Annotated in this window: 24 protein-coding genes and 2 pseudogenes; 25 read left to right on the forward strand and 1 reads right to left on the reverse strand. The window is 67.2% G+C overall.

All coding sequences use genetic code 11. The annotated features are described in order from the left end of the window. The first annotated feature begins 4 nt into the window (after positions 1-4). The 3 genes and pseudogenes from M2266_RS11205 to fxlM all read left to right on the forward strand — a co-directional run bounded on the left by M2266_RS11205 (position 5) and on the right by fxlM (position 6,255). Entirely contained in the window at positions 5-3,001 is a 2,997-nt protein-coding gene (locus M2266_RS11205; protein WP_277438060.1) for a lantibiotic dehydratase, read from the forward strand. Beyond that, on the forward strand, positions 2,998-4,149 hold the full coding sequence (locus M2266_RS11210; protein ID WP_277438061.1) for a lanthionine synthetase C family protein: 1,152 nt from the start codon (positions 2,998-3,000) through the stop codon (positions 4,147-4,149). The genes M2266_RS11205 and M2266_RS11210 overlap by 4 nt, the downstream gene beginning before the upstream one ends. A gap of 23 nt (positions 4,150-4,172) precedes the next feature. Continuing rightward, positions 4,173-6,255: pseudogene (gene fxlM, locus M2266_RS11215) on the forward strand (methyltransferase, FxLD system). Between the two features lie 65 nt (positions 6,256-6,320). On the opposite strand, the gene M2266_RS11220 reads toward fxlM, so the two are convergent. Continuing rightward, the gene (locus M2266_RS11220; protein ID WP_277438062.1) at positions 6,321-6,686 is read right to left on the reverse strand and encodes a hypothetical protein; all 366 of its coding nucleotides are present in this window, start codon (positions 6,684-6,686) and stop codon (positions 6,321-6,323) included. Between the two features lie 24 nt (positions 6,687-6,710). On the opposite strand from M2266_RS11220, the gene M2266_RS11225 reads away from it, so the two are divergent. The 22 genes and pseudogenes from M2266_RS11225 (at position 6,711) to M2266_RS11330 (ending at position 24,887) form a co-directional block, all read left to right on the forward strand. After that, positions 6,711-7,223, forward strand: coding sequence for a DUF6093 family protein (locus M2266_RS11225; RefSeq protein WP_277438063.1), 513 nt, complete (start codon positions 6,711-6,713; stop codon positions 7,221-7,223). Then, on the forward strand, positions 7,220-7,642 hold the full coding sequence (locus M2266_RS11230; RefSeq protein WP_269286980.1) for a DUF6093 family protein: 423 nt from the start codon (positions 7,220-7,222) through the stop codon (positions 7,640-7,642). The genes M2266_RS11225 and M2266_RS11230 overlap by 4 nt, the downstream gene beginning before the upstream one ends. An 86-nt stretch (positions 7,643-7,728) precedes the next feature. Then, a complete protein-coding gene (locus tag M2266_RS11235) occupies positions 7,729-8,124 on the forward strand; it encodes a hypothetical protein (protein WP_277438064.1) in 396 nt (131 codons plus the stop codon). Then, positions 8,125-8,541 (forward strand): HK97 gp10 family phage protein, encoded by a 417-nt coding sequence (locus M2266_RS11240; RefSeq protein ID WP_277438065.1) that lies wholly within the window; start codon positions 8,125-8,127, stop codon positions 8,539-8,541. Next, the gene (locus M2266_RS11245) at positions 8,538-8,978 is read left to right on the forward strand and encodes a hypothetical protein (RefSeq protein WP_277438066.1); all 441 of its coding nucleotides are present in this window, start codon (positions 8,538-8,540) and stop codon (positions 8,976-8,978) included. Before M2266_RS11240 ends, M2266_RS11245 begins: the two co-directional genes overlap by 4 nt. A gap of 128 nt (positions 8,979-9,106) precedes the next feature. Then, a complete protein-coding gene (locus M2266_RS11250; RefSeq protein ID WP_277438067.1) occupies positions 9,107-9,601 on the forward strand; it encodes a hypothetical protein in 495 nt (164 codons plus the stop codon). A 16-nt stretch (positions 9,602-9,617) separates the two neighbouring features. Beyond that, positions 9,618-10,223, forward strand: a complete 606-nt coding sequence (locus M2266_RS11255; RefSeq protein WP_277438068.1) for a hypothetical protein — start codon at positions 9,618-9,620, stop codon at positions 10,221-10,223. Between the two features lie 503 nt (positions 10,224-10,726). After that, positions 10,727-11,029, forward strand: a pseudogene (locus M2266_RS11260) (phage tail tape measure protein); the annotation flags it as partial. Between the two features lie 46 nt (positions 11,030-11,075). Next, on the forward strand, positions 11,076-14,819 hold the full coding sequence (locus M2266_RS11265; protein ID WP_277438069.1) for a phage tail tape measure protein: 3,744 nt from the start codon (positions 11,076-11,078) through the stop codon (positions 14,817-14,819). Then, positions 14,819-15,082 carry a hypothetical protein gene (locus M2266_RS11270; RefSeq protein ID WP_277438070.1) on the forward strand — a complete coding sequence of 88 codons (264 nt, stop codon included), beginning with the start codon at positions 14,819-14,821 and terminating at the stop codon, positions 15,080-15,082. Before M2266_RS11265 ends, M2266_RS11270 begins: the two co-directional genes overlap by 1 nt. After that, positions 15,054-15,716 (forward strand): phage tail domain-containing protein, encoded by a 663-nt coding sequence (locus tag M2266_RS11275; RefSeq protein WP_277438071.1) that lies wholly within the window; start codon positions 15,054-15,056, stop codon positions 15,714-15,716. Before M2266_RS11270 ends, M2266_RS11275 begins: the two co-directional genes overlap by 29 nt. A 14-nt stretch (positions 15,717-15,730) precedes the next feature. Then, on the forward strand, positions 15,731-16,660 hold the full coding sequence (locus M2266_RS11280) for a hypothetical protein (RefSeq protein ID WP_277438072.1): 930 nt from the start codon (positions 15,731-15,733) through the stop codon (positions 16,658-16,660). A 2-nt stretch (positions 16,661-16,662) separates the two neighbouring features. Beyond that, positions 16,663-17,751 carry a hypothetical protein gene (locus M2266_RS11285; protein WP_277438073.1) on the forward strand — a complete coding sequence of 363 codons (1,089 nt, stop codon included), beginning with the start codon at positions 16,663-16,665 and terminating at the stop codon, positions 17,749-17,751. A 2-nt stretch (positions 17,752-17,753) separates the two neighbouring features. Then, positions 17,754-19,298: a hypothetical protein gene (locus tag M2266_RS11290; RefSeq protein WP_277438074.1), complete on the forward strand. Its 1,545-nt coding sequence runs from the start codon at positions 17,754-17,756 to the stop codon at positions 19,296-19,298. 132 nt (positions 19,299-19,430) lie between these two features. Beyond that, positions 19,431-19,787: a hypothetical protein gene (locus M2266_RS11295; protein WP_269287004.1), complete on the forward strand. Its 357-nt coding sequence runs from the start codon at positions 19,431-19,433 to the stop codon at positions 19,785-19,787. A 58-nt stretch (positions 19,788-19,845) separates the two neighbouring features. After that, positions 19,846-20,007 carry a hypothetical protein gene (locus tag M2266_RS11300; protein ID WP_277438075.1) on the forward strand — a complete coding sequence of 54 codons (162 nt, stop codon included), beginning with the start codon at positions 19,846-19,848 and terminating at the stop codon, positions 20,005-20,007. Beyond that, positions 20,004-20,990, forward strand: coding sequence for a peptidoglycan-binding protein (locus M2266_RS11305; protein WP_277438076.1), 987 nt, complete (start codon positions 20,004-20,006; stop codon positions 20,988-20,990). The genes M2266_RS11300 and M2266_RS11305 overlap by 4 nt, the downstream gene beginning before the upstream one ends. Positions 20,991-21,023: 33 nt before the next feature. Further along, a complete protein-coding gene (locus M2266_RS11310; protein ID WP_277438077.1) occupies positions 21,024-21,278 on the forward strand; it encodes a hypothetical protein in 255 nt (84 codons plus the stop codon). 182 nt (positions 21,279-21,460) lie between these two features. Further along, positions 21,461-22,048, forward strand: coding sequence for a hypothetical protein (locus tag M2266_RS11315; RefSeq protein WP_277438078.1), 588 nt, complete (start codon positions 21,461-21,463; stop codon positions 22,046-22,048). 217 nt (positions 22,049-22,265) lie between these two features. Further along, positions 22,266-22,610, forward strand: coding sequence for a hypothetical protein (locus M2266_RS11320; protein ID WP_277438079.1), 345 nt, complete (start codon positions 22,266-22,268; stop codon positions 22,608-22,610). A gap of 23 nt (positions 22,611-22,633) precedes the next feature. Continuing rightward, complete coding sequence (locus M2266_RS11325; RefSeq protein ID WP_277438080.1) at positions 22,634-23,725, forward strand: AAA family ATPase; 1,092 nt, start codon at positions 22,634-22,636, stop codon at positions 23,723-23,725. A gap of 31 nt (positions 23,726-23,756) precedes the next feature. After that, positions 23,757-24,887: a PD-(D/E)XK nuclease family protein gene (locus M2266_RS11330; protein ID WP_277438081.1), complete on the forward strand. Its 1,131-nt coding sequence runs from the start codon at positions 23,757-23,759 to the stop codon at positions 24,885-24,887. Positions 24,888-24,948 lie beyond the last annotated feature (61 nt).

Here is a 24,948-nt window from a genome sequence, read left to right on the forward strand (position 1 = left end):
CACGATGTACCACGCACTCGACGCCGGCGTGATCAGAGCGTCCGTCGTACCTATGGCGGTTGCGCTGCCCGCCTGGCCCGGGGAATCCGCCGACCCCGCTCAATTGGGCGACTGGATGGGAGAGGTCTGGGCGGATGCATCTCGGGCTGAGGCCATCAGCCACGCGGCACCCGTACTCACTCAGGCCGTCTGCAAGGCACTTGACGGCTCCGCGCCGCAGGCGCGTATCGAGAGCACCGCGCGGTCCTTGGCCCGATATCTGCTGCGGATGCAGCACCGTGCCACTCCGTTCGGCCTGTTCGCCGGAGCGGCCCCGGTGCGCCTCGGGCAGAGGGCACATGTCCGTTGGGGTGGTGAGCACCGGGCGTTCGCCGGGGCTGACGCCGGGTGGCTGCGCGAGATCATCACGGCGTTGGAGCGGGACCCTGAGGTACTGCGGAACTTAGCCGTCATCGCGGATTCGACGTGGACCGCACAGGGCCCCCGCATCGTGGTCCCCTACCAGCCAGGCACGAACGGTCCGACGAGCACCAGTCTGCGGCGCACCCGGGCCGCCGAACAGATGCTCGCGCTGGCCCGCACTCCGATCCGAGTCCGCGACCTTGTGGACAAGATTCGAGCGGACTACCCCGACACCCCGGTGTCCACCATCGAGACGATGATCACCAACCTGGTGGACCACCGCGTCCTGCTCACGGAACTGTCGTCGCCGATGACGACCGTGGACGCGCTCGGCCACCTGGTTCACCAGCTCGAAGGGGCCGGAGCCGACAGGCCGGCGACCGCGCAGCTCCGCCAGGTCCACCGTCGCCTCCAGCGCCATGACCTCGCCCACATTGATGAACAGGCGGGCTTGCGCGCCGAGGCCCTCGAGCTGATGTCGGCGCTCACCAGCGTCACGGTGCGGCCCCTGGTGGTGAACATCCGCCCGGACGCTGAGATCGTCCTGCCCGAGGAGGTGGCGCGCGAGGCAGAGCATGCTTTGAGGGCCATGGCGGGCATCACGCCGTATCCCAAAGGCTCGCCTGCCTGGAACGACTACCGGACGCGATTCCTGGAGCGGTACAGCATGGGTACCGTCGTATCGCTGCGCGACCTCACTGACCCGGACACCGGGCTCGGCGTCCCCGTCGGCTACCGGGGAACCGTGCTGCCACGGCCCCTCCTCGGCACGACACCACGTGACGAACGCCTCCTCGCGCTCGCCCAGGACGCCGCGCTCACCAACCGGCGGGAGGTCACGCTTACCGAGGACGACGTCAAGGCTCTGTCCCTCGGCGAGGCGACCCAGTTCCCCGCGCACGTCGAGTTGTGCTTCACCGTGCTTGCCACTTCTCAAAGCGACCTGGACGAAGGCCGGTTCAAACTGTCCACGGTGGGTCTGTCGCTGGCCGCCGGCACGACCACCGGCAGGTTCCTGTCGATGCTGCCGACCGCGGAGTTGAACCGACAGTCGGCGGCGTACATGGCACTGCCGACGCTAACCGCTGGAGCGGTGCGCGCACAGGTCACCGCACCCCCGATGAAACAGCAGACGTTCAACGTCGGCCGGGCCCCGGTGGTCGCGCCCGAAGTGCTGGCCGTCGGCGAGTACAACCCGGCCGCCACCCTCGACCTGGACGATCTCGGAGTGATGGCGGACGCTGATCGCCTCTACCTGGTGACCCTCTCCTCCGGCCGTGTCATCGAGCCGTCGGTGATGAACGCCGTCGAGCTGAGCCACGCCACCCACCCTTTGGTGCGCTTCCTATGCGAGGTACACCGCTCCCACTCCGCAATCCTCATTCCCTTCGCCTGGGGCACCGCCGCCCGCCTCCCCTTCCTGCCCGAGGTCCGCTACGGCCGCACCATCCTGTCCGCCGCCTGCTGGCGGCTCCGCACGGAGAACCTGGGCGACGGGGAGGAGTGGATAATCAGGTTCACCAACTGGCGTATTCAGTACGGGGTGCCGCGCACCGTCTACGTCGGCTCAAACGACCAGCTCCTTCGGCTAGACCTCGGCCTGTCCGCCCACCGGGATCTCCTGCGGCACGAGCTGAACCGCCACCGGTCCGTCGTCCTGCACGAAGCACCAGACGAGAGCGCCTTCGGTTGGATCGGCCACGCTCACGAAGTGGTGCTTCCCTTCGTGTCCGACCAGCGGCCCGCCCCAGCCCCGGCAATTCGTCTCGACCGCGCGGTGAAGCACCGGGCTGGGCGCCTGCCGGGCAGCTCGGATCACGCCTTCCTCAAGCTCTACGGCAACCCGTCACGGGTGCCGGAGCTGCTGACGACACACCTGCCGCGTCTGCTCACGGGCTGGGACACCGACCCGGCCGCGTGGTTCGTCCGATACGCCGATCCCGAACCGCACGTTCGTCTGCGGCTCCGCTTGACGAGCCCAGAGGGATTCGGACCCGCAGCGCAGAAGGTCGCAGCCTGGGCATCCGAACTTCGGGAAGAGGGCGTGATCCAGCGCATCACCTGGGACACAGACCAGCCCGAGACCGGCCGGTACGGCACCGGCGCGGTACTGGACGCTGCGGAGGCGTACTTCGCCGCCGACTCGGCCGCGGCGCTCGCGCAGATGCTGCTCGATCCCGCCGACCTTCAGTCCGCCACAGCCGCAGCCTCGTTCGTAGACATCTGTGCTGGCCTGCTCGGCTCCCACCCAACTGGACTTGACTGGCTGACGCGCAATCTGCAGCGCGCCGATGGCGAGGCCGCGCCCCGGCACGTCCAAGCCCTTGCCGTTCGACTATCCGGCACCGACGCCGTGCAGACCGTACTAGGCGAACCCGCGGTGGCGAGGACGTGGGAAGCGCGGCGCCTCGCGCTCCTCCACTACCGCGCGGCGCTGGAGGACTCCGGGAGCGATCCAGCCGACGTGCTGCCGTCGCTGCTTCACATGCACCACAACCGCGTAGCAGGTATCGACCCCGCCGCCGAAGCCACCTGCCGCCGTACCGCCCGCGCGGCAGCCCTCTCCTGGATCGCCCGCTCAGAAGGAGCCCTGCGGTGACCGCAGCCCCACCGGCCGTCGACACATCGCTGTCGTCCCAGCAATCCCTCGCTCACGGACCACTCGGCACCGCTCTCCTGCGCATCGAACGAGCCCGGCGCGGTACCGAAACGTGGGAGGAAGTACACCGCGGCCTGTCCGGGACCGGCCCCCTGATCGACGGCCCGACCGCCAGCCTCTTCCTCGGAGCCCCCGCCTTGGCCTTCGTTCTCCACCTGGCCGCCGACGGCAGCGGCCGGTACGCCGGCGCCCTCCAGAGCCTCGACGACATCGTGGCCGCCCACGTCCGGCAGCGCCTTGCCATCGCCCACGCCCGTATCAACGCCGGGCGCCAGGCAGAGTTCGCTGAATATGACCTGTTCCGGGGCCTTACTGGAATTGGGGTATTGCTCCTGCTCCGACAGCCGCGCGGTCCGGAGACAAAGGCCGTCCTGGAGTACCTCGTTCGCCTCACTGAGTCGGTTGCGGTGGACGGCAAGCTGCTGCCCGGATGGTGGGTCGGCCACGCACCGGCCAACAACAAGGCGGCCACGCCCGGCGGCCATGCCAACGCCGGCCTGGCCCACGGCATCACCGGCCCGCTCGCACTCCTGGCCCTGGCCATGCGCTCCGGGATCACCGTAGAGGGCCACGAGACCGCCATACGCCGCATCTGCCGGTGGCTGGACGAGATACGACTGCATGACCACCTGGGGATGCGCTGGCCCCGCTGGATCAGCGAACGCGGCCCGGCTCCGGCCCTCCCCGCCGCCCCTTCCTGGTGCTACGGCACGCCGGGCCTGGCCCGCGCCCAGCAGCTCGCCGCGATCGTTACCGGTGACGACGACCGCAAGCGGATGGCCGAGCGCGCCTTGCTGCACTGCATGACCGACCCGAATCAGCTCGACCGGATCGCTGACCGCGGCCTGTGCCACGGCTTCGGCGGCGTCATCCGCACCGTGCAGCGCGTCGCCGAGGACGCCGAGACGCCCTCCGCGTTCACCGCCCGAATGGGCCTGCTGACCGGCAGATTCCTGACCGTCGGCGCGTCGGCGGAGAAGGGCTTCCTGGAAGGCAAGACCGGAGCTGCCCTCGCCTTCCAGGACGCCGAACCTGATGGTGTCGCAGAACCTCAAGGCCGTTGGGACGCCTGCTTGCTCCTTGCCTGACCCGTCAATCGAGGACGCTGCCCATGGACTTGGACCGCTGGTACCAGCACAACGTCACCTTCACCAACCGCGAGAGCGGCAAGAGCGCCATCTCGGAACACCTCGGCCCAACGCTGCTGGCGGCCGAGGAAGCTGGGCAGCTCGACGGCTGGTGGTTCATGAACAAGCAGCCCTGGCCGCTGCGGTACCGGGCCGCGCAACCGTCGCCGCTGGTTCATTCCGCCCTGGAGAACCTTGTTGATGAGGGCATAGCGGAGTCTTGGGCTTCTGGGATCTACGAGCCGGAGAGCGTCGCATTCGGTGGAGCCCTCTCGATGGACGCCGCCCACGACATGTTTCATGAAGACAGCCGACACCTGCTCTCCTACCCGTTCGGCCCAGGGCGGCTGGGCCGCCGGGAGACTGCTGTACTGCTGCTGAGCTGCTTGATGAGGGCCGCGGACCTGGACTGGTTCGAGCAAGGCGACGTTTGGGCGAAGGCCGCATCACTTCGCCCGGCCGCTACCTCCCTCACGCCGGAACGGACCGTCACCCTGATACCGGCGATGCGCACCCTGATGGCAGCCGACATCCACAGCTTGTGCAGCGCGGATGGGCCGTTCGATGGGCACGCGGAGTGGGTGTATGGCTTCGAGCGGGTCGGTACGACGCTGGCCTACCTCAACGCCGGGGGCGGGCTGTCTCGCGGTCTGCGCGCCGTCATCGCCCACCACGTGATCTTCCACACCAACCGCGCAGGTCTCCCTCTGGAAGACCAAAGCGCCCTGTTCACAACAGCGCGAGAGGCAGTCATGGGATCGAGTGACAACACCGCGTCGTCCGCCGATGGGACGCCCGGCACCATTAGCGTCAGAGCGGTGAATACCGACACGCTACCCACCTCCGAGGCCGACGCAGCGCAGCTCCGCAACGTCCTGGTCGACAAGATCCGCGAATCCGGTTTCGCCTGTACCCCCGCGGTCGAGACCGCGCTGCGTACCGTGCCCCGCCACCTGTTCGTGCCCGAAACAACGCTCGAAGACGCGTACGCCAACGCGGTGGTCGACGTCAAATTCGACACCCGCGGCACGTCGATCTCCTGCGCCTCCCAGCCCCAAATCGTCGCGACCATGCTGGACCAGTTGGACGCCCAGCCCGGAGAGCGCATCCTCGAACTCGGCGCCGGCACCGGCTACAACGCCGCCCTGCTCGCACACCTCGTCGGCGAGACCGGCCACGTCACCACCATCGACGTGGACCACGACCTCGTGGAAGGGGCCCGCGCGCACCTGGCCGCCGCCGGGTTCACCAACGTCGAGGCGCTGACCCACGACGGGGCCGTCGGTCACGCCGACCGTGCTCCGTACGACCGGATCATCGCCACTGTCGGTGCGCACGGCGTCCCGCACGCCTGGATGCAGCAACTTGCTCCCGGTGGAAGGCTCGTGGTCCCCCAGCGCCTGCGGGGCAGTGTGTCCCGCTCCATCGCCTATGAGGAGCGCGATGGCCGCTGGACGAGTATCAGCAGCAAGATGAACACCTTCATGCCGCTGCGAAGGGGTATCGCCGACGACGATCGCTCCGTCATCCCGCTCAGCGCCGATGGCACCGTACGGCTCCAGACCTCCGCCGGGTGGCCCATCGACGCCGTGGCCCTGGCCGGAGTGCTGGAGCAGCCGCACACCGAGGAGTGGACCGGGATGATGGTCCGCGTCATGGAGTCTCCGGAGTGGATGGAGCTGTTCGTCTCCTGCTCGCTGCCCAGCGGCCTGATGCGGATGCTGTTCCCGAAGGAGGCCAAGGGCACCCTGCTCACCGAGGACCCCTACCCGTCCTCGACCGCGGTCGTCGACAAGGGCGCCGTCACCTACCTCGCCCGCCGACTGTCGGAGAAGAAGACCCCCGAGGGCGGCAAGCTGTGGGAGTTCGGCGTCATCGGCCACGGCCCCCGGCAGTGACGATCTCGCCGTGCGGGTCGCGGACTCCGTCCGTACCTGGGACCGCGAGTACCGCGACCGTGAAGCCACGTTCGAGATCCAGCCCCTCGACGCCCCGGCTATCGAGCAGGCCCCCGGCCTGTTCGCTCTCGACACCCCGCTGAACCGCATCGTCGTCGACTGGCGCTGACGCCCGCCCGGCTGCGAAGGAGGTGCCCGTCGCGTGGCCGACGGGCACCAGCGGTTCGGTGTCTCTCAGCTTTCCCGAGGTTCGACTGCGCCAGTTCTCTGGGCGCGTGAGTCCTTGCGTGCTGAGAGCATGAACAGGACTGAGGCGGCGGCGAAGAAGCCGATACCGACGCTCATGCAGGCCAGGACTGTGCCGGAGGAGGCGTCGGCGATCCGAGGGATGCCGTTGACGAGCATGACGGCGTAGACGCACAGGAGGCCGTAGGCATGAAGTCGCAGCCCGGCCTGTTGCTTCCGCAGCCACGGCGGAGTCCAGCCTGCCAGTATCCCCACCGGCACTGGCAGCATGAGCGCCGTAGACACTGCCAACGCTATCCAGTGGTACAGCGGATTGCCGTTCAACCTGCCCCCTTCGTAAGTGATCACCAGCATACGGAGGGTTCGCTAGACCCGTCCATGTCAAACGGCGCGAGCTGCGGCAGGGGGCAGAAGCGCAAGGAATTCGGCCTGCCGCTGCACGCGGCTACGCTCGAACACATGAGCGCGCCTACTGAAGGGCTGACCCTGGGGGCCGTCAGCGCGATCGTCGAAAAGAAGATCCTCACCGACAAGATCAGGATCTACCGGCCTGGCACGCCGGTCTTCAACCCGGACACTGGCCAGTACGAACCCGGTCCGCCGGTCACTGTTTATGAAGGCCCGGGAGCGATCTTCCCCGCGAACGGGCCAGCCGTCGTGCTGCATCTGGCAGGGCAGGCGTACGTGGACGACACCGCTTCCCGCTACCGGCTCATGACACCGCTATCTGCCCCGGTCGCATCACGGGAGGACACCGTGACCGTTGTCGACGCCGACGATCCGGCAGCTTTGGGACGGACCTGGCGTGTGATCGACATTGGGGAAACGTCCACGCTGAGCATCGTGAGAACGACATGGGTGGATCAGAACACCCAGGTGGCTGGGCCATGACGACCGGCGTTGATCCAGAGGAGGTGCGCCAGCACCTTGAGGCGAAGCTTCTCGTGGACACTGTGCGGATATCGCGGCCAACTGGAACTCCTGTCCTGGATCCGCTGACGGGGCTGGTTGGCCCGACGCCCGCCCAAGTGATCTATGAAGGGCGGGGCGCTGTGCTGTCCGGGCACGGGCAGGTCGCCGCAGAGGGCATCGTCGGTCGTCAGTGGCTCGACGACACCGTCTCTTGGTACCGCTTGCTTACGCCGCTGGCCGCACCAGTGCCTGATCGCTACGACCAGGTCGCGGTGACGGCTGCTGCTTCGGCGACGGCAGCAACGGCTGGTCGTACCTGGCAGGTTCTCGACCCCTCGGAGGCATCCACCGTGGAGGTTGTCCGCGTGACCAGGCTCGACGAAATCACCCCTCCCTGAACTCGCGTGGCGGCTTGGCGCACCCATCACGCCTCGCGCGAGCAGGGAAAATCGGCGGTACCTCCAGGTCGATCTATGGTCGAAGAATGACAATCAGCGGTGGTGAAACGAAGCACGCTGTCCGCATCGAGTCGCGCGGATCGAAAGCCGCGATATCCGTAGACGGGAATGACCTTTCGGGGGTAGTCGCCGCATACACCCTGCATCACCAGGCGGGAGAAGCAGCAACAGTCGTACTTCAGCTGTCCTCGGCACAATCGACCACGCAGTTCGACGGGTACTCCCGTGTCGTGATCGGCGTGGATCCGGACCCTGGGCCCGCCGCCGCCGCATTCTTGTCGGCGATTGATGCAGGTGAGCTACAGAAGGCCGCGCTGGCACGACCTGATCTGGACGGAAGCCCCTACGAGATGACGCGGGCCATGCTGGCTCAACTGGCGGAGTGGGCGAGGGGAAGATTTCAGGTAGAGGAGTCCGCGTAGATGCCCGCCCCCCTGAACCCCCGTTCCGGCAGCTCCTCGAACGCGGCCGTGATCGCCGCGCGGCTCGATGCACGGGCCGCCGCGGCGTTGCCGGCCGTGGCCCGCATCGTGCAGCACCATGTGATGCTGCTGGAGACGGCGATCAAGGCGAACGCCTCTGGGCGCCCGGGGCCGAACGCGCCAACAGGGGACTACCGACGTTCGTGGACGCACGAAGTTTCCATGACCGGCGCGTCTGTGACCGGCGTTGTGGGCACGAACAAACCACAAGCCCGGAGGCTCGAATTCGGATTCGTTGGGCCCGATACTCTCGGTCGGATCTACAACCAGCCCCCGTACCCGCACGTTGGGCCCGCCGTGGAGCGCATCAGGCCACTATTCCTTGCCGCACTCGGAAGAGCGGTGTCTGAGGAATGACTGTCTCGGGACGCATCGTTTCGTTGGCCCTCCAAGCAACGATCGCTGCCAGCACGGGGCGCAGTTGCGGATACGGCACGGCACCGATCGCCAGTAGCCTGCCGACCGGTGCGGCGACGCCCTACAGCGTCCTGTACCCGCTGGGCTTCCCGACCACATCCGGCCCACCGTTCGGGGATGCCACCGCAGATGCCCGTCTCCTCTATCAGGTCACGTCGGTGGCGACGACGGCCGAGCAGGCGGAATGGATGGCGGACAAGGTCCGCTCCGCCGTCCTGGCTCGGAGTTCGGCGGGGCCAGCGGCCTACCCGATCACGCCCATTGGGTATTCCGTGATGGGTCGTGAGCTCGACAAGGAGGAGGGTTTGACGGTCGCTGGCGGCGTATACAGTTACGTACAGCGGTTCGCTTTGGACGTTACGACGCTCAACAGCTAGATCCGTACCTCACCGCGGAGGCTTCACGCGGACGCCCGACTCCTCGGTACGGGCCGACTCCCCTTGATCTGTTGGGGACTGGCCTGCCATACCGTGCAGGTCTCCGGTCCCCGGAGAGTGAGAGTCGCGTGTCAATCACGCAGCAGCGGTTCATGCGCCGCGGCATCACCAAGTTCTTCTTCCTCAAGGCTATCGCCGCTGCCTCGAACGTCCCGATCCGTACCGAGCTGGCGGTCGCCAACGCCACTGAACTGTCTGGGGCGATCAGCGAGATCGAGGGATGGGCGCTGGAAAATTCGCCTATCGACACCCCCGATATGGGATCTACGTTCGCCACGACCATTCCGGGCGAGGACAAGGCCGACAACAGCAGCTTCACGTTTTACGAGGATCAGGTCAGCGACACCATCGAGCAGTTGCTGTCCAAGGGGACCGTGGGCTTCATCGTCATCCTGCGCAAGGGCGACGTACCGGCCAGTCGTTCCATGGACATCTTCCCGGTACGCGTCGGCTCGCGCTCCGCGTCGTACTCGGCGAGCAGCGAGCCGGCCAAGTTCAAGTGCTCCTTCGGGATCACAGCAGTGCCGACGCTCGATGCCCCCGTTCCGGCTGTCGCTGGCTGATTCGGGGCGCGAGCAGATGACGACGAAGCCCGCACCGCCTGCCGCCGCTGTTGCCCGCGACGCGCACTGGGCGGCGAAGATGGCCCGGCTCAAAGGCCGGGAACTGCCTGAACGGTCGCTGCGTCTCTGCGACGACGCTTCGGCCAAGCAAGCCGTCACAGAAGCCGCGTTGGAGCTGGCGAAGGCCCGTACATCTGCTGCGAGCGATTCGGTCGAGCAGGGTGTGGTCGAGGACGAGCGGGAGGATTGGATCGCCGCCCGGCCAGCGATGCTTGTCGCCGAGAGTCGGCTTGAGGCTGCTGAAGCCGCGCTGCGCGATGTCACGATCACTCTGACGTTCCGTGCGCTGCCCCGCCCGGTATGGGCTCAGTTGCTGCGGGAGCATCCGCCGACAGAGTCCCAGGCGGACCAGGGCATGGAGTACAACGTCGAGACCTTTCCGGCCGCCCTGATCGCGGCATGCCATATCGAGCGCGACGCGTCCGGCGCAGAGGTTCCCGGCATGACCGTGGCCGAGGCGCAGGAACTGCTGGACGAGTGGCCGGACGGCGAAGCGAAGGCCCTGTTCTCGGTCCCGCTGCTGGTGAACCAGACGATGCGGGCGGACCTGGGAAAAGGCTGACCGCCGATCCGGGATTCCGGGCGGAGCTGGAGCTGTGCCAACTGAACGGCATCCCACATTCGCAGTTCACGGGCGCCGGTGACGGCCGCTGGTCGGCGGCGGACCGGTCGAAAGCTCTGGCCTTCCTCGCCTACACGCGCTCGCTGTGTGACGGCTGCGGCACCCGTCCGGCGGAGTGGCAGGAGGAAGCCGACGGTGACCGGTTCGCCTACGTCACCGAATCGCACCGCTGCCCGGGATGCGAGCTGATCGCGATGGAGCAAGAGCAGGTGCCGGATGGTCCGGAGGGGCGCGGGGTCAAGATTGGGCTGCGGCCCCGGAAGGACGCGTGACCGGTGGCTGGCGCCTACAGCCTCTACGTCAGTATCACCGCCGGTGTCGGCGGGCTGGTCTCCGGCCTCCGCACGGCCGGAGGGCAAGTGCGTGCCTTCGGCGGGCAAGTCACCAGGCTCAACGGTGACCTCAATGCCCTTGCGGCCAGATCCGAGCGCACCCGGCGGGCGATGGCAACGGGATTCGCCACGACGGGATTGTTGATCGGCGGTGCGCTGGCGCTTGGCGCCAAGAACGCCATCGAGCTTGAGAAGCACATGGCGAACGTCATGACAATCTCCAAGCAGATCAACAGCACCAACATCGAGGCGTTCACCGATCAGATCGTGCGCCTGTCCACGGAGCTGCCCCAGACCGCCAGCCAGCTGGCCGAGGGCCTGTACCAGATCGTCTCAACTGGCTTCGACGGCGCGGACGCCATGACGATCTTGCGCGTCGCGGCAAAGGGTGCCTCCGCCGGCCTGACCGACACGGAGACGGCGGGCCCGCGCCCTGCTGGGCGTGCTGAAGGCGTACGGAATGGATGCCTCACAGGCCAGCGACGTCATGGACATCATGTTCCAGACGGTCAACTTCGGCGTCATCAGCTTCTCGGAGCTGGCCCAGCAGCTGGGCGACGTAGTGCCGATGGCGGCCGCGGCCGGCGTGAAGTTCGATGACCTCAGCTCAGCCCTCGCCGCGATCACCCTGGCCGGTATCCCGGCGGCGGAGTCCGCGACCGCCTTGAACATGCTGATGACGCGGATGATGAAGCCGACGCAGGAGCTCAGCGACCTGTTCAAGGAGATGGGCTACGAGTCGGCAGCCTCCGCGCTCCAGCAGGACGGCCTGTATGTCGTCATGCAGAAGATCCGCGACGCTACTGGCGGCACCGCAGAAACGATTGTTCCGCTGCTCAGGGACATTCGGGCAGTCCGCGCCGCTCTCGCGCTGGGTGCTGCTGAAGGGGACAACTACGCCGCGACGTACGCGGGCATCTCCATGGAGATCAACCGCGCGCAGGCTACCCAGAAGGCTTACGACATCCAGCTCGATACGACCTCTGGGCAGTGGCAGATCTTCCGCAACCAAGCCACGGCACTGGGAATCGACCTGGCGCGCGCCCTTCTCCCGGCGCTCCAGACGCTCGGTGAGTACCTCGGTGTCCTGGCGGGGGCCATCAACGACCTGCCCGGTCCAGTCAAGTCCCTGGCTGGCGGGCTCATGGCGCTGATGGCGGTGGGCCTCCTCACGAAGGCCGCGTTCATGAAGTTCGGCGCGCAGCTGACAATCTTCCGGACTGAGCTGGCGGCGGCGAGGGCGGGTGGATCCATGCTGCCTGCGGTCCTGAGCGGTGCAGGTATCGCGGTGGCTGGCTTGACCGCTCTTATGGCGATCGGCATCGGCATCTACGCGGCGTACTCCGCGTCAAAGCAAAAGGCAAAGGCCGCGACCGAGCAGCTGGTCGACGCCCTGCGCTCGGAGCGCGAGGAGGGTGAACAGGGCGCAGGACTGCGCAAGCTCACCGAGCAGCTGACCGACAGCGATGACGTGAAGAAGCTCAAGACCGCCGGGGTTGACATCGCGGAGGCGCTGGATGCAATCACCAGTGGGGGTGAGAAGTTCAAGCGGCTCAAGGGCGACCTGGACCAGCAGGCGAGCGACTTCAAGAACATGGCCGGATTCAAGGCCACGTACCTCGAGGATGCGGCCGACGTCCTGAGCAAGCAGCACAAGATGTGGGATTCAGCCGTCCGGCAGGAGAGCGAGCTGGCCAACAACATGGCCATCGTCAACTCCAAGATCGCGACCAACCGCAAGCAGCTCGCCGGTGCGTGGGACATCACGCAGATGCTGCCGACCGACAAGAAGGGAGCCGTCCAGTTCACCGACGAGATGGAGGCGATGGGCAAGGCCCTGCGCGCCATTGTGGACCCGGCGAAGGCGTGGAAGGACGCTCAGGACAACGTCGCTGAAGCCAACCGCAAGGCCGGCCGGTCGGCGGACGCCAGCAAGGCAAAGCTCGCCGACTACGTCGCGGAGCTACGCAAGCAGCTTGTGGCGCAGCGTGACTTCCAGAAGAACCTTGGCGTGCTTGCTTCACAGGGCCGTCTGGATCTGGCCGACCACTTCTCAACGCTGGGGGTGGACTCCGCGCCCATCCTCGCCGAGCTCGTCGCCCAGTTGAAGAAGGGCAAGGGCAAGGTCGCGGACGAGTTGCAGAACATCATCACCGAGTCCGCCGCCCGTTCGACGCCAGCGTTCCGGGCAGGTCTGGAGCAGCTTCCGGCGATCGCCGCGAAGTACGGCCAGATGACCGCCGACGCCTGGGCGGATGCCGCAGCGACCAACGATCCCGGCAAGCTTGCTCGGGTTCTGCAACAGATGACGGTGACGGACCTGTCCACGGCTGCCAAGAAGCTGCCGCAGGCCCTGGAAGGACAGATACGGCAGGGCATGAACGTCCTGACCACAGTGTCGGAGCGGTTCGGCAAGGAGCAGTCGCAGGCCCTGGCCCATGCGTTTCTGACCGGTGACCTGGCTGGCGTACGTGATCAACTGGCCTTTCTGTTCGGGGCGGATCAGCCCATCCCAGCACCGGACCTGGCGGCCGTGGTGACCGCGTTCCAGACGGCAGGAAAGCAGTCCAACGCCGAGTGGTCGGGAATGCTCGACCTGATCGCCGCAGTCGCCCAGAAGAAGGGCAGCGCCGCAGCTCAAGCTCTCACTGCCGCCCTCTTGTCCGGAGATATGGCGGCGGTGAAGGCGCAGCTCGACGGCATTGGTGCCTCCGTACAGCGGATTCCGGGCGAGAAGACCATCACGGTCACCGTCAACAGACCTGCCTCGGTCACCATCCCGTTCTTCGCCCGGCTCCAGCCGATTCCTGGGGACAAGGACGGCAACGGGATCCCGGACATGGTCCAGGCGCGCGCGTCCGGTGGAGTGGTCGACTACTTCGCACGCGGTGGCGTTCGGCGCGAGGAGCACGTTGCCCAGATAGCTCCTGGGGGCAGCTGGCGCGTATGGGCCGAGCCGGAGACGCAGGGTGAGGCGTACATCCCGCTGGCCGCGTCGAAGCGAACGCGTTCCCGCGCCATCGCTGAGGAGACCGTTCGGCGCCTTGGTGGCCACGCACAGTGGTACGCGAGCGGTGGCCTGAGCGGCGTCAGCTACAAGCCGCAGCAACTGTTCACGCTGTCGGGCATTGCCAGCGATGCCCGAGACAGCAAGGGCAACTTCGACCTGGGCGCATTCGGCAGGAAGCTTCACATGTCGGTGGCGACAGCCCGCCGCTGGCGCTCAGACCTCGCGACGGTGGCGCGGCGCGCGGGACAGGATGTCTCCGACGCGCTGGCGGACATGGGTGAGGACGGGATCGCTCTCACCCGGAAGATGGCCACCGGTTCCGGCAGCTACGTACGGCAGATGGCCGCTGACCTGCGGGGGCTTGCGGCAGCGTCAAAGGCATCGCTGGGAACCTTCACCGGGCAGCTCAAGAAGGCGGTCCAGGACCAGATGGCGTTCGAGAAGAACTTGGCGACCCTGGCATCCACCGGTTACAGCGATCTGGCGAAGCTTCTCGCCGAACAGGGGGACCAGGACGCCGCTGACCTCGCCGACCAAGCAGTGCGTGATCGCCGGACCGCGAGCACCGCCAACGCCGCGGCGCGCGCAGCGAACGGGGTGGTGCAAGGCCAGGATCTCCCGGACCTTGTGGCGATCATCAGCGCGGTGACCTCCGGCAAGGTCGGACTGCACCAGGTTGCGGACTCCACGGGCCTGTCCGAAGACCACATCATCGAGATCGCGAACCTCGCTCTGACCCGGATCCGGGCGGCCCTCGGCTCGAAGGGCACCCGGTTCCTGGCTGATCTCGCCCGCGCGAACAAGGGCCTGTCCTACGCCAACGGCGGTGTGCTCACGCCGGGCTTGTACGCCTCTGCCGGCGGGATCGTGAAGTTCGCTGAGCCGGAGACGCACGGCGAGGCGTACATCCCGCTCGGGGCTGCGAAGCGGCGCAACGCGACCGCGGTCCTCCAGGACGTCGCAGGCAGGTTCGGCTACCAGCTCACCGCTGGCGAATCCTCCGCGCCCCTGCGCCTGGTCGACGCACGGCCTGGCGGCGGCGTGAAGGTCGTCGTTGTTCGCGAACAGGCAAGGTCCCTGGTGGAGAACATGCCCATCATCGTCACCGGGAGCAGCCGGGATTCCTCCGCACAGCAGCTCGGCGGAGAGATCATGCGCCACCTGCGCAACGCTCAGCGCGGCGGGAGGATCTGATGACCGATCTCAGCCTGTGGCAGATCGACTTCGCTGGTGTTGTCCTCGGCCCTGGCACGCCGTTCATCGTCTCCGATGTCCAGGGTCTGGGGGCCGCCGAGCTGCGGACCCAGGACGTGCTGAACCCGTCCGACGACGGGGCGTTCCCCGGTGTCGACCTGTACGCCTCGCGGTCGGTTCGGATCGAGGCCGGGATCAGTACCCCTGGCGATGCCGAGGTCAGCCCTGAACTCGTTGGCTCTCCTGGAGGCTGCTGCCGATAACCCAGCGATTCGGCGCACAGCTGGCTCGCTTGCGGTGCTGCGCCTGTGCTGGCCCGGACGGCCAACACGACGCCTGTACGGGCGAATCCGCCGGGCGGAGGCGGTCACCACCGCCCGGGTCATCCACGGCTGGATTCCCCTGGACTTGGAGTTCACCGCGTTGGATCCGAGCTTCAATGCCGACACGGCTCTTGGCATCATCCTGTCGTTGGATTCGTCTGCCACCCGGGAGGGCTTCACCGCTCCGGTAAAGGCGCCGATCACCACGGGCGTGGCCAGCCCGGCGACGCGGCCTGGGTGGGTGACAAACGAGGGCAACACGGGAGCCTGGCCGAGCCTGCGCATCACCGGACCTGTGACCCATCCGCGCGTCCTGCACGTGGACAGCGGCCAGGTCCTCGACCTCGACGTGTCCTTGGCGCCCGGAGAAACCGTCGACATCGAGACCCGGCCTGGTACCCGCTGGGTCCTGCGCAACGGGTCCGGCAATGCCGCTTCCGCGCTGTCGTCGGCGTCGCGACTGGACCTCTTTCAGATCCCGCCCGGCCGGTCGGAGATTCGGTGGACCGCCTCCGACTACACCAACACCTCGCGTCTGGCCGTGACCTGGCGGTCGGCCTGGACCGCTCTGTAGAGAAAGGACTTACTGTGACGCTCGTCCAGCCGCCCATGCTCACCCACGGCGGCACGCACCCGGCCCGCGCCTTCAGGATGATGATCCGCGACCTGGCCCGCGGGAGCCAGGGAATCACCGAAGGCAACAACCTCAAGGTTCGCCAGCTCGCCACCCCCGGCGCGGCCGTCAGGGTCGGCGACGGCTCATCCGTGATCAGGGGGGCAGACTGGGGCCAGGGCTCCTACACCCAGTACAACGTCGGCGACGCCGTTGTTCCCATTGCCCCGACCGGTGCCTCCAGCCGTTCAGACCTGTTGATCCAGCGCATAGAAGACCCGGAGTACGAGGGAAACCGAAACCCTGCCACAGACGACATTGGCTACTTCCAAGTGCTGCCCAACGTCTCAGCGACCACCATGACCACTCCAGCTGGCATGACGGCCATCGTGCTCGCTCGGATCGACATCCCGGCCAACACCGCAACGATCACCGACTCGATGGTTCGTGATCTCAGGCAAATCGCGAACCCTCGCCGTACGCGCGAGCTGTTCACGGCGTTCCCGGGCGCGCTCGACCGCCTGACGAGCCACGATGATCGCTGGCACAACTGGCCCGCAGCCGCGCGGTGGAACATAGCGGTCCCTGAATGGGCGGTGAATACCAAGATCCTTACCACCGTCAGCACACTGCGCATGGACACCTCCTTCGCCTTCGCCTACATGCAGAACGTCTTCGGGACGATTCAAGGGCAAGACACCACGATCGACGACGACCAGGGCACCGGTATCCGCAGGAGCACCGTGATCATGGCCGACAACCTGACCCTCGATCCCGTCATGCGCGGCACAGTGCAGCCCCTCTACCTCCAGACCTACACGTCTCCGCGCGCGGCCGGAAACTTCGGCGTCGACGGCGGGACCTCCCTGATCTGCGACGTCGAGTTCACCGAAGGCGTCATCTGATCATGGCCACCTATCGGTACCTCACCCGTCATGCCCTGACCGGCGAGGCGTTGGCCTGGGACCTGCCGTTGTCGGATGCGGAGTTCGGCCCGGAGCTCAACGGCCCGGGATCGCTCACGGCGGTCATCGAACCCCGCCTCGCCGGCCTGGCCTTGTCACAGCTCGATCCCGGCAACACGCTGATTTTCGCGGAGCGAGACCGCACCTTGCTGTGGGGCGGCATCGTGTGGCGTGCGGACCCCGAAGGCCAGCAGATGCGCATTGAGGCCGCCGGGTTCGGCTCCTACCCCCAGCGGCGCTATGACGTGCACGGCAACCTCGCCGGACGGGGCCCCTACGTCCGAGCCGACCCCTGCAAGGTCATCCGGGACGTGTGGGCGTACTGCCAGGAGCAGCCCGACGGCAACCTTCACGTGGCCGTCGATGCGCCAGCAAGCACTGCCACCGTCGGCACAACGGCCGACCCTTACGCAGTGGCCTGGTGGGAGACCCGCCCCTTGGGGGCTGTCATCGACGACATGATCGCCGTGGAAGGCGGCCCAGAGTGGACCGAGACCGTCGCGTGGGATGGCGATGTTCCGACCCGCAGCATCCAGGTCGGCTGGCCGCGGCTCGGAAGCCGTCGCGCCGACATCACCTTCACCTCCGGCATCAACGTCGCCGAGACCGTCCCGGTGGTCTACGACGCCGACGCATACGCGCAGGTGGTCATTGGCCTGGGGGCAGGCGATGGCCGGAGCCGCCGACGTGCGATCGACGCGTCCCGCAACGGACGGCTCCGGCTGGAACACGTGCTCGAAGTGCCCTCGGAGAAAGCCAACGACCGGCTGGCCTCACGGGCACGTACCGAGAGCACCGCCCGCCAGGTCCTCGGCGAGGTCACCGAGATCGTCCTACGCGATCACCCCGCCGCCCGGATCGGCTCCTTCCAGATCGGAGACGACGTCCGGGTGAGCCTTCACGACCAATGGTCGAACTACGAAGGATGGTGCCGCATCACCGGCTGGACATTGAAGCCGCCCAGCGGGGACCAGCAGGAACAGATCACCGTTCGACTAGCCCGCACTGATCGTTTTACTTACGGAGCCTGACCATGACCGATCTCGTCATCCAGCTCGCCGCCCGACTTGCCGCCGTGGAAAGGCGGCTCGCCTCCATGACCTCAACCAGTCAGCTCGCCTACTCCTCCATCGAGGACGGCGCGGTGCAGGTGTACGACAGCAACGGGAGCCTTCGAGCTGTTATCGGCCAGCAGGCCGACGGCACTACCGGCATCAATGTCACCAACGGACCGGCCCCGCCCATGCCATCCCTGCCCGAAGTTCAGCCTGCGCTCGCCGCTCTGACCATCGCGTGGGACGGGACGTGGGAGATGACGGATCCCACCCCGCTGGACTGGTCACGCGTCGAAGTCCACATCGGCGCCGAGGAGCACTTCGTAGCGGATCAGGGAACGCTGCGCGACACCATCGAGACGCCGCAGGGTGGCACGGTCACCGCGCCGCTGCCCTATACACAGTGGTGGGTGCGTCTGCGTGCTCGGACCGCCGCCGGCGTTGCCGGGCCTGCCACGGCCGCGGTGGCCGGAACGCCGCGTCGCGCCGCCACGGCCGATCTCCAGGCCGGGGCCATCACCGCCGAACTCCTCGCGGCCGACGCCATTGTGGGCAAGACCATCACCGGTGGCGTCCTCACGGGCGTGGAGATCAACGGCGCGACACTGCGCACAGCCACCAGCGGGAGTCGCGTCGAGATCACCTCTGTTCCGGGAAGCGACCAGCAGCTCGCCTCCGGACGCGTCCGCCTCTTCTCCGGGTCACCCCAGGAGCGGGCGCCAGCGGCGGCCTACGCCACCTACGACGCCGCGACCAATGCCAGCCGCCTGACACTGATGTCCGCCGAGGTCGTCGACCCGGCACCCCCGCCAGGCCAGGTATCCGCCTTCTCCGCCGGCACGCCATGGCCCATGGCATCCGCTGAACTGTGGTCCGACTCGCAGTCGGCCCACATCGATCTCAATGCGGAATCCGTCTATGCCGGCGGCGACCTCAGTGTTCGCTACGAACTCAACGTCGGCAGCAGTGTCGAGATCGGCTCGACGTGCGCGCAGGTCACCCCTACCGGCGACTGGAACTTCATCGCCAGCAACCGATACTTCTCCCACGTCCGCATCGGCGGCAACGAAATCATCGGCGCGAAGAACGGCGCTTGGGAATCGCTGCTGTTGAACGCCAACCTGGTCGTCGACAAAGACGGCTGGATCGCACGCACAGGCCACGAGAGCTGGGAGCCGATCACGTTCGGAACGGGTTGGGGAAACTGGGGCAGCGGCTACGACCTGGTGGCTCACAAGATCTACCCCGACCGGACGGTGGGTCTACGAGGTCTGTGCAAGCGCACCGCCAAGACCACCCCCGCCACCGGCGAAGTGCTCGTCACCCTTCCGCCGGGGGCCAGGCCCCTCACATATATCCAGCAGTTCGCGGTCATCGTTCCCAACAACGGGGCGGCTCTGACCGTCAACATCAGCCCTTCCGGGACTGTGGCATTGGCTAGCCTCACCGCTGCTGCAACGACCGCTCTCGCTGCTGGGAACGGCTACCTGGACCTTGGGGTCATCAGATTCCCCATCGACTGACCCGCGGCCTCTTCGGGGAACCTCTATTCGTCGAGCCTGCGCGGGGCCATCCTGTCGCGATGTGGCCCTTCCGTCAGCTCCTTTAGGATGAAGAACGTGGCGCGGGGCCACCAACCGCTAGAGGAGACCGCGGTGACGCTCCCGCCGAGCGCCGAGCCCACTCTGTGGGAGCTTCATCGCGCCGTCGTTCAGCTTCGTGAAGACCAGCGAGACGATATCGCGCAGCTGCGTGATGATCTGCGCGGAGACATCGCTGCGCTTGCTACCCGCTTGGACCAGGTGGTCACCGTCGACGTGTATCGCGCTGATCAGCGAGCTACCGGCCAGCGCCTCGACGCGTTGGAACGAGACCTCTCGGCTGTGAAGGGGAGCCGGGAGGACGACCAGGCGCAGACCGCCGCCAACCGCCGTCTGGTGATCTCCGCTTTCATCGCACCACTGCTGCTGTCTGTCGTCCAGCTGTGGCTGGCCGCTCGCGGCAGCCCCTAGAACCCACCAAGCACAACCGGATCACCCACTTAGGCGCGGGGGAGAAGCAGGACGCGCCGTGGCTGACACCACCGCTGCACCGCAGGACCAGGACGCCTCGATCCTCCGCAACACGATCAACGGGCCGACCGTCGACAACGAGGAGGACCTCCTCCGACAGCTCTTCGGGGAGCCGAACGCTGACGGCATCTACGGTGGCCCCACCGGGGATGCCGTATGAGCCTCGACGGGATGATCGCGGAGGCGGAGAAGAGCCTTGGCCTGTCGGGCCGACCCAACTACATCTCCAACGACTACGCCTCGCGCAACGGACGCGAATACGCCGACGCGCCCTGGTGCGACGAAGGCGTCACGTACTGGGCGCGTCACGCCAACGAGTTCCAGGCCGTCTGCCACGGGACCGACTACGCCTACACCGTCTCGCATGCCCAGCGGTTCAAGGATGCGGGCGAGTGGCACGTCGACACCGACGGCATCAGGCGGGGTGACATCGTCTTCTTCGACTGGGATGGAAGCGACAGCATCGCGGCCATCGACCACGTTGGCGTGGCCACCGGTGTCAGCGGCGGCTATGTCTACACGATCGAGGCGAACACCTCCAACTGCGTCGCGCGCCGTGTCCGCACCGCGGGGACCATCGTCGGGTTCGGCCGCCCCTCGTACGGCTCCGCCGACACCGCCACTCCCCCACGCCACCAGGTCACCATCGACGGCCTGACTTACGGATTCGGCGCCCACGGCAATCACGTCACCGCTGTCGGCCGGGCGCTCGTCGCCCGTGGATTCGGGAGCCACTACAAGGTGGGCCCAGGTCCGGACTGGTCGGACGCAGACACCCTTGCCTATGCGGACTACCAGCGATCCATCGGCCTCTCCGGCAAAGACGCGGACGGCGTGCCGGGAATCGTCTCGCTGCACCGGCTTGTCGACCAGCCCGCCCCGCCCAAGCCCTCGCCGCCGGCAGCGCCCGTGTTCCCCGGAACGGGGACCTTCCGGATCGGCCAGACCAACGACAGCATCCTGCTGCTCGGCCGACGGCTCGTGGCCCGTGGATTCGGCTCCCACTACCGGGTGGGCCCCTCCCGCAGCTGGGGCGAAGCCGATCGCCTGAACACCGCCGCCTTCCAGCGAGCCCAGGGCTGGACCGGATCGGACGCCGACGGCTACCCGGGGCCCGAAACCTGGCGACGGCTTTTCAGCTAGTCGCAACCCATCCCCAGTAAGGAGTCCACTCCCATGAACCTTTACGCCTCGCTCCTGCGCACCGGCGTTCCTTCCGCAGTCGGCTGGCTCGTCGCGGTCGCTCTCCGCCACGGCCTTGACCTCGATGCCACCGCTGTTGCCGGAGCCCTGACCCCGGTTGCGATTTTCGCGTACTACGGCGTCTTCCGCTTCGCCGAGGAGCACGTGTCGCCGCGCTTCGGCTGGCTGCTCGGCTACGCCCGACCGCCGAAGTACGAGGGCTCGGAGCTTCCGCTGCCTAGGATCTGACCGGGCCGACGGCGTGAACGCGAGCGCCGCTCGAGAAGCAAGAAGAAGGCCCCCCGTCTCGCGACGGGGGGCCTTCGACCTCTTGGAAGCCCCCACACTACCGGGATTTCCGGGGATACGGACTCCGCTCCCGCACTGGTTACAATCTATATGCAGACGTACCGCGAGCGGGAGGCGATGAAGTGGCAGAGGATCAGAGGCCAGCGGCGAGGAAGCCGTACCTGGCCGGCGGGGCTGAGTTCGCCGGCCTGTACGACGTGAAGCGGCTCCAGGTGAGCCAGTGGATCAGCCGTGACCACACGCTCGGCTACCAGCACGCCAAGATCATCAGCGGGTCGCCGTACTGGCTGCTCCAGTTCGTGAAGGGCTTCGGCCAGACCACCCCGCGTACGAAGTACGTCAACGAGGTCGCGCTTGCCGCGCTGGTCAAGGAGCAGGACCCGGGTTACTGGGTCGGGCAGGTCGACCAGCTTCCGCCGCTCGTAGGGCAAGCCGAGCTGGTGTCGCTGTTCCAGTTGCCGTCCGGGGCCCTGCTGAGGAAGGCCGTCGGTACGGGCCGCTTCCGTCCGGCCAACTACACCCTGTCCGGATCGCCGATTTGGCTCCTGGAGCCCGTGGTGGAAGATGTGCCCGCGCTCCAGGCCGGAGCCCGCGGGGTGGACTGGGTGGTCGACGAACGGGTTCTGGCTGCACTCCGCGACGGCACCTACGAAGGTCCCGGCGCCAGGATCGTGCCGCGCGGCAAGGCCGCGCACCAAACGCCCAACTAGCTTGTCCAGTAGGTGACTTGTTCTTGATCTAACCCCTATTTGCATATAGAATAGAAGCGTATCCAGAGAGGGTGCGCATCGTTCGACTGGGGGTGAGATGCGGAATTGCAGAGGGCTGCCGGGCGTGGTCCGACGGCGTCGTCGATCGACATTCCTCTTGCCCAGAGATAGATTCCAACACTCCAGGGTGTTCGTACTATCTCTGAGGGGGAGAGCCTTGCTGATCGACCAGCCGCCGTTGTTCGGCACCATCCAGCCCGTTCGCCACCCCGCCGACGTCGGCGACCTGACCATCCAGCAGCGGTTCGAGGCGTTCCACGTACTCAACCCCTGGGTTCTCAGGGCGCTGGCCCGGATGACCGCCGACTGCGCGGAAAAGGGGTTCGGCCGCATCGGCATCGGGATGCTCTTCGAGCTCCTGCGCTACCAGTACGGCGCGGCGACCCGGGGTGACGAGTTCGCGCTGAACAACGACTACCGCTCCCGGTACGTCCGGCTCCTGCTGGCCGAGCACCCGGAGTGGTCCCCCCTCTTTGAAGTCCGCGCTCTGCGCGCGGACTGACCACGACCTCTTGGAGCCAGATCGTGACCACACCCGCGGGCACCGCCAAGCCGGCCGCCATCAAGCTCAAGACCCGCAAGCCGACCGGCATCGTGCCGTGGCCGCTGATCCTCATCGAGGGAGAAGAGGGCGCCGGCAAGACCTACTCGGCGGCCCAGTTCTCCGCCTCTGAGCGCATCGGCCAGATGTACTGGATCGACCTCGACGAGGGGTCGGCCGACGAGTACGCGGCGATCGAAGGCGCGAACTACCTGATCATCGAACACGACGGCACCTACCGGGACATCCTCGAACAGGTCGAGGCCGTACACGCCGAAGCCCGGCGTGCGGCGGCGGCCGGAGAGCCGCCGGTCGTCCTGACCATCGACTCGGGATCTGCTCTGTGGCGGATGCTGACCAACTGGACGTACGAGCGGGGCCGCAGGACGCGGAAGAACCGCAAGCTGCTCCAGGAAGACCCCGACGCGCCCTTCGACATCGGCCGGAACCTGTGGAACGACGCCCTGGAGCGTTGGAACAGGATCATCTACCTGCTGCGCACCCTCCCCGGAATCGCCATCGTCCTGGCCCGTGGCAAACAGGTCAGCGCCACCGACGACAACGGCCAGCCGATCCAGAACCAGACGGAGTGGAAGGTCTCGGCCCAGAAGGACCTGGGCTTCGACTCCACCTGCTGGGTGCGCATGAAGCGCGACGCCGACCCACAGATCGTCAAGGTCCGCTCCCTCCGCATGCGCGTGGAGCAGCGGAAGCCGCTCACCCTGCGGGACTTCAACATCGAGGACCTGGTCTTCAACGGCCTCGGCTGCTCCATCGAATCGCAACCGCGCGTCATGCCCGCGCTCGCCGGGGACTCGGTCCAGCCGTGGCTGACCCGCATCGCGGCGCTGAACGACAAGGAAGCCCTCGGCGCACTCTGGCGCGCGGTACCGGACCCGGTCAACCGGCTCGACCGGGAGGAGATCGCCACCATCCGGTCCGCCGCCGAGCAGCGGGCCGCCGAACTGGACAACCCGCGCTCGGAGATGGGTGAGGGCCCACTGACCGACGCCGACAAGCTCCGCGCCGCCGCCAAGCGGAAGGCCGCCGAGCAGGACGCGGACGCCGAGCAGTGACCGGCCCCCACCCATCTCTTGGAGAACTCGCATGTCCGTAGCCACCATCACCGACGGGACCGCGCCCTCGATCTGGGACGCGGCCCATGACGTCGACGCCCGGCGTCCCCGCTCCCTGCAAACCCAGCTCGGTGCATCCGACACCGTGTGCGGCCGACGCGCCGCGTACATCCTGCACGGCGTCACACCGACCGACCATGCCGACAAGCGCGCCGCGATCCTCGGAACCTTCATCCACTACGGCCTGCTGGAGTCGGCACGTACGGAGTACGGATGGCTCGTGGAACGCAGCGTCCAGGACGACCTGATCCGGGGGCACGTCGATGTCGTGCAGCTCGACGCGACGACAGCCGCCCGCCTGCCTGCCCGGCACAGACCGGTGATACCGGCGGACGTACTCACCGTGGAGGACGTGAAGACGAAGTCCACCTACCTGTGGGACCGCGTCCTCCGCTACGGGGCGACGGCGGCCGAGCTGCGCCAGGTCTACCTGTACGCGGGCGCGCTGCACGAGGTGGGGTTCGAAGACGTGCCCGGCCAGCGGTACCTGTCCCGCCTGGGAGCACTGGAGATCGGCCGCATTCGCTTCCGCTTCATCAACCGTGACAGCGGCGCGGAGCACATCCAGGAGATCGACTTCGATCCTCAGCGGGCGGCCGAGGCCCAGTGGTGGGTGGAGCGCGTGCGCGAGACCGGCGACCCCGAGGAGATGCCGCGCGACTTCAACGGGCCTGGCCTGGACGCCATCTGCGACTACTGCCCCTTCCGCTCCCTGTGCTGGCCGGGTACGGCCCCGGGTGTGCCGGAGCAGACGGCGCTGATCCACAACGACGCCGACCGCGAGCAGGCGCTCATCGACTACGTGAAAGGACACGAACTCGCGGGTGAGGGCGACCGGATCAAGAAGTTCGCGCGCAAGAAGCTGGACCAGTCCCCGGCCGGGGTCTACGGGCCCAACAAGCTGTCCTGGCGTGGCGGGAACGACGAGGAGAAGGACGACGTGGAGGCGATGGTCGACCTCCACGAGGTTGCCGGCATCCCCGTGCCGATGAAGCCGGACTCCGATCGGATGGTCAGGAACCTCAAGGCGGCCGGGTTGCCCGTCCCACGCCGGAAGACTGGGAAGAAGACGGCCCCGATCATCAACGTCGGGCCAGCCTGACCCGGAACCCCTGACTCCTCAGCCCCGCCCGTGAACCACGGGCGGGGCGCCCCGTCCTGCC

Origin of the sequence: Streptomyces sp. SPB162 (assembly GCF_029504575.1) — a bacterium.
Classification (GTDB): Bacteria; Actinomycetota; Actinomycetes; order Streptomycetales; family Streptomycetaceae; genus Actinacidiphila.

Excerpts from the sequence above, each read along its gene's own strand:
- M2266_RS11265 (WP_277438069.1), top strand. The coding sequence starts at position 11,076 with ATGGATGCCTCACAGGCCAGCGACGTCATGGACATCATGTTCCAGACG.
- M2266_RS11235 (WP_277438064.1), top strand. The coding sequence starts at position 7,729 with ATGACAATCAGCGGTGGTGAAACGAAGCACGCTGTCCGCATCGAGTCG.
- M2266_RS11290 (WP_277438074.1), top strand. The coding sequence starts at position 17,754 with ATGACCGATCTCGTCATCCAGCTCGCCGCCCGACTTGCCGCCGTGGAA.
- M2266_RS11255 (WP_277438068.1), top strand. The coding sequence starts at position 9,618 with ATGACGACGAAGCCCGCACCGCCTGCCGCCGCTGTTGCCCGCGACGCG.
- M2266_RS11230 (WP_269286980.1), top strand. The coding sequence starts at position 7,220 with ATGACGACCGGCGTTGATCCAGAGGAGGTGCGCCAGCACCTTGAGGCG.
- M2266_RS11285 (WP_277438073.1), top strand. The coding sequence starts at position 16,663 with ATGGCCACCTATCGGTACCTCACCCGTCATGCCCTGACCGGCGAGGCG.
- M2266_RS11330 (WP_277438081.1), top strand. The coding sequence starts at position 23,757 with ATGTCCGTAGCCACCATCACCGACGGGACCGCGCCCTCGATCTGGGAC.
- M2266_RS11225 (WP_277438063.1), top strand. The coding sequence starts at position 6,711 with ATGTCAAACGGCGCGAGCTGCGGCAGGGGGCAGAAGCGCAAGGAATTC.
- M2266_RS11245 (WP_277438066.1), top strand. The coding sequence starts at position 8,538 with ATGACTGTCTCGGGACGCATCGTTTCGTTGGCCCTCCAAGCAACGATC.
- M2266_RS11270 (WP_277438070.1), top strand. The coding sequence starts at position 14,819 with ATGACCGATCTCAGCCTGTGGCAGATCGACTTCGCTGGTGTTGTCCTC.
- M2266_RS11240 (WP_277438065.1), top strand. The coding sequence starts at position 8,125 with ATGCCCGCCCCCCTGAACCCCCGTTCCGGCAGCTCCTCGAACGCGGCC.
- M2266_RS11220 (WP_277438062.1), bottom strand. The coding sequence starts at position 6,686 with ATGCTGGTGATCACTTACGAAGGGGGCAGGTTGAACGGCAATCCGCTG.
- M2266_RS11305 (WP_277438076.1), top strand. The coding sequence starts at position 20,004 with ATGAGCCTCGACGGGATGATCGCGGAGGCGGAGAAGAGCCTTGGCCTG.
- M2266_RS11205 (WP_277438060.1), top strand. The coding sequence starts at position 5 with ATGTACCACGCACTCGACGCCGGCGTGATCAGAGCGTCCGTCGTACCT.
- M2266_RS11310 (WP_277438077.1), top strand. The coding sequence starts at position 21,024 with ATGAACCTTTACGCCTCGCTCCTGCGCACCGGCGTTCCTTCCGCAGTC.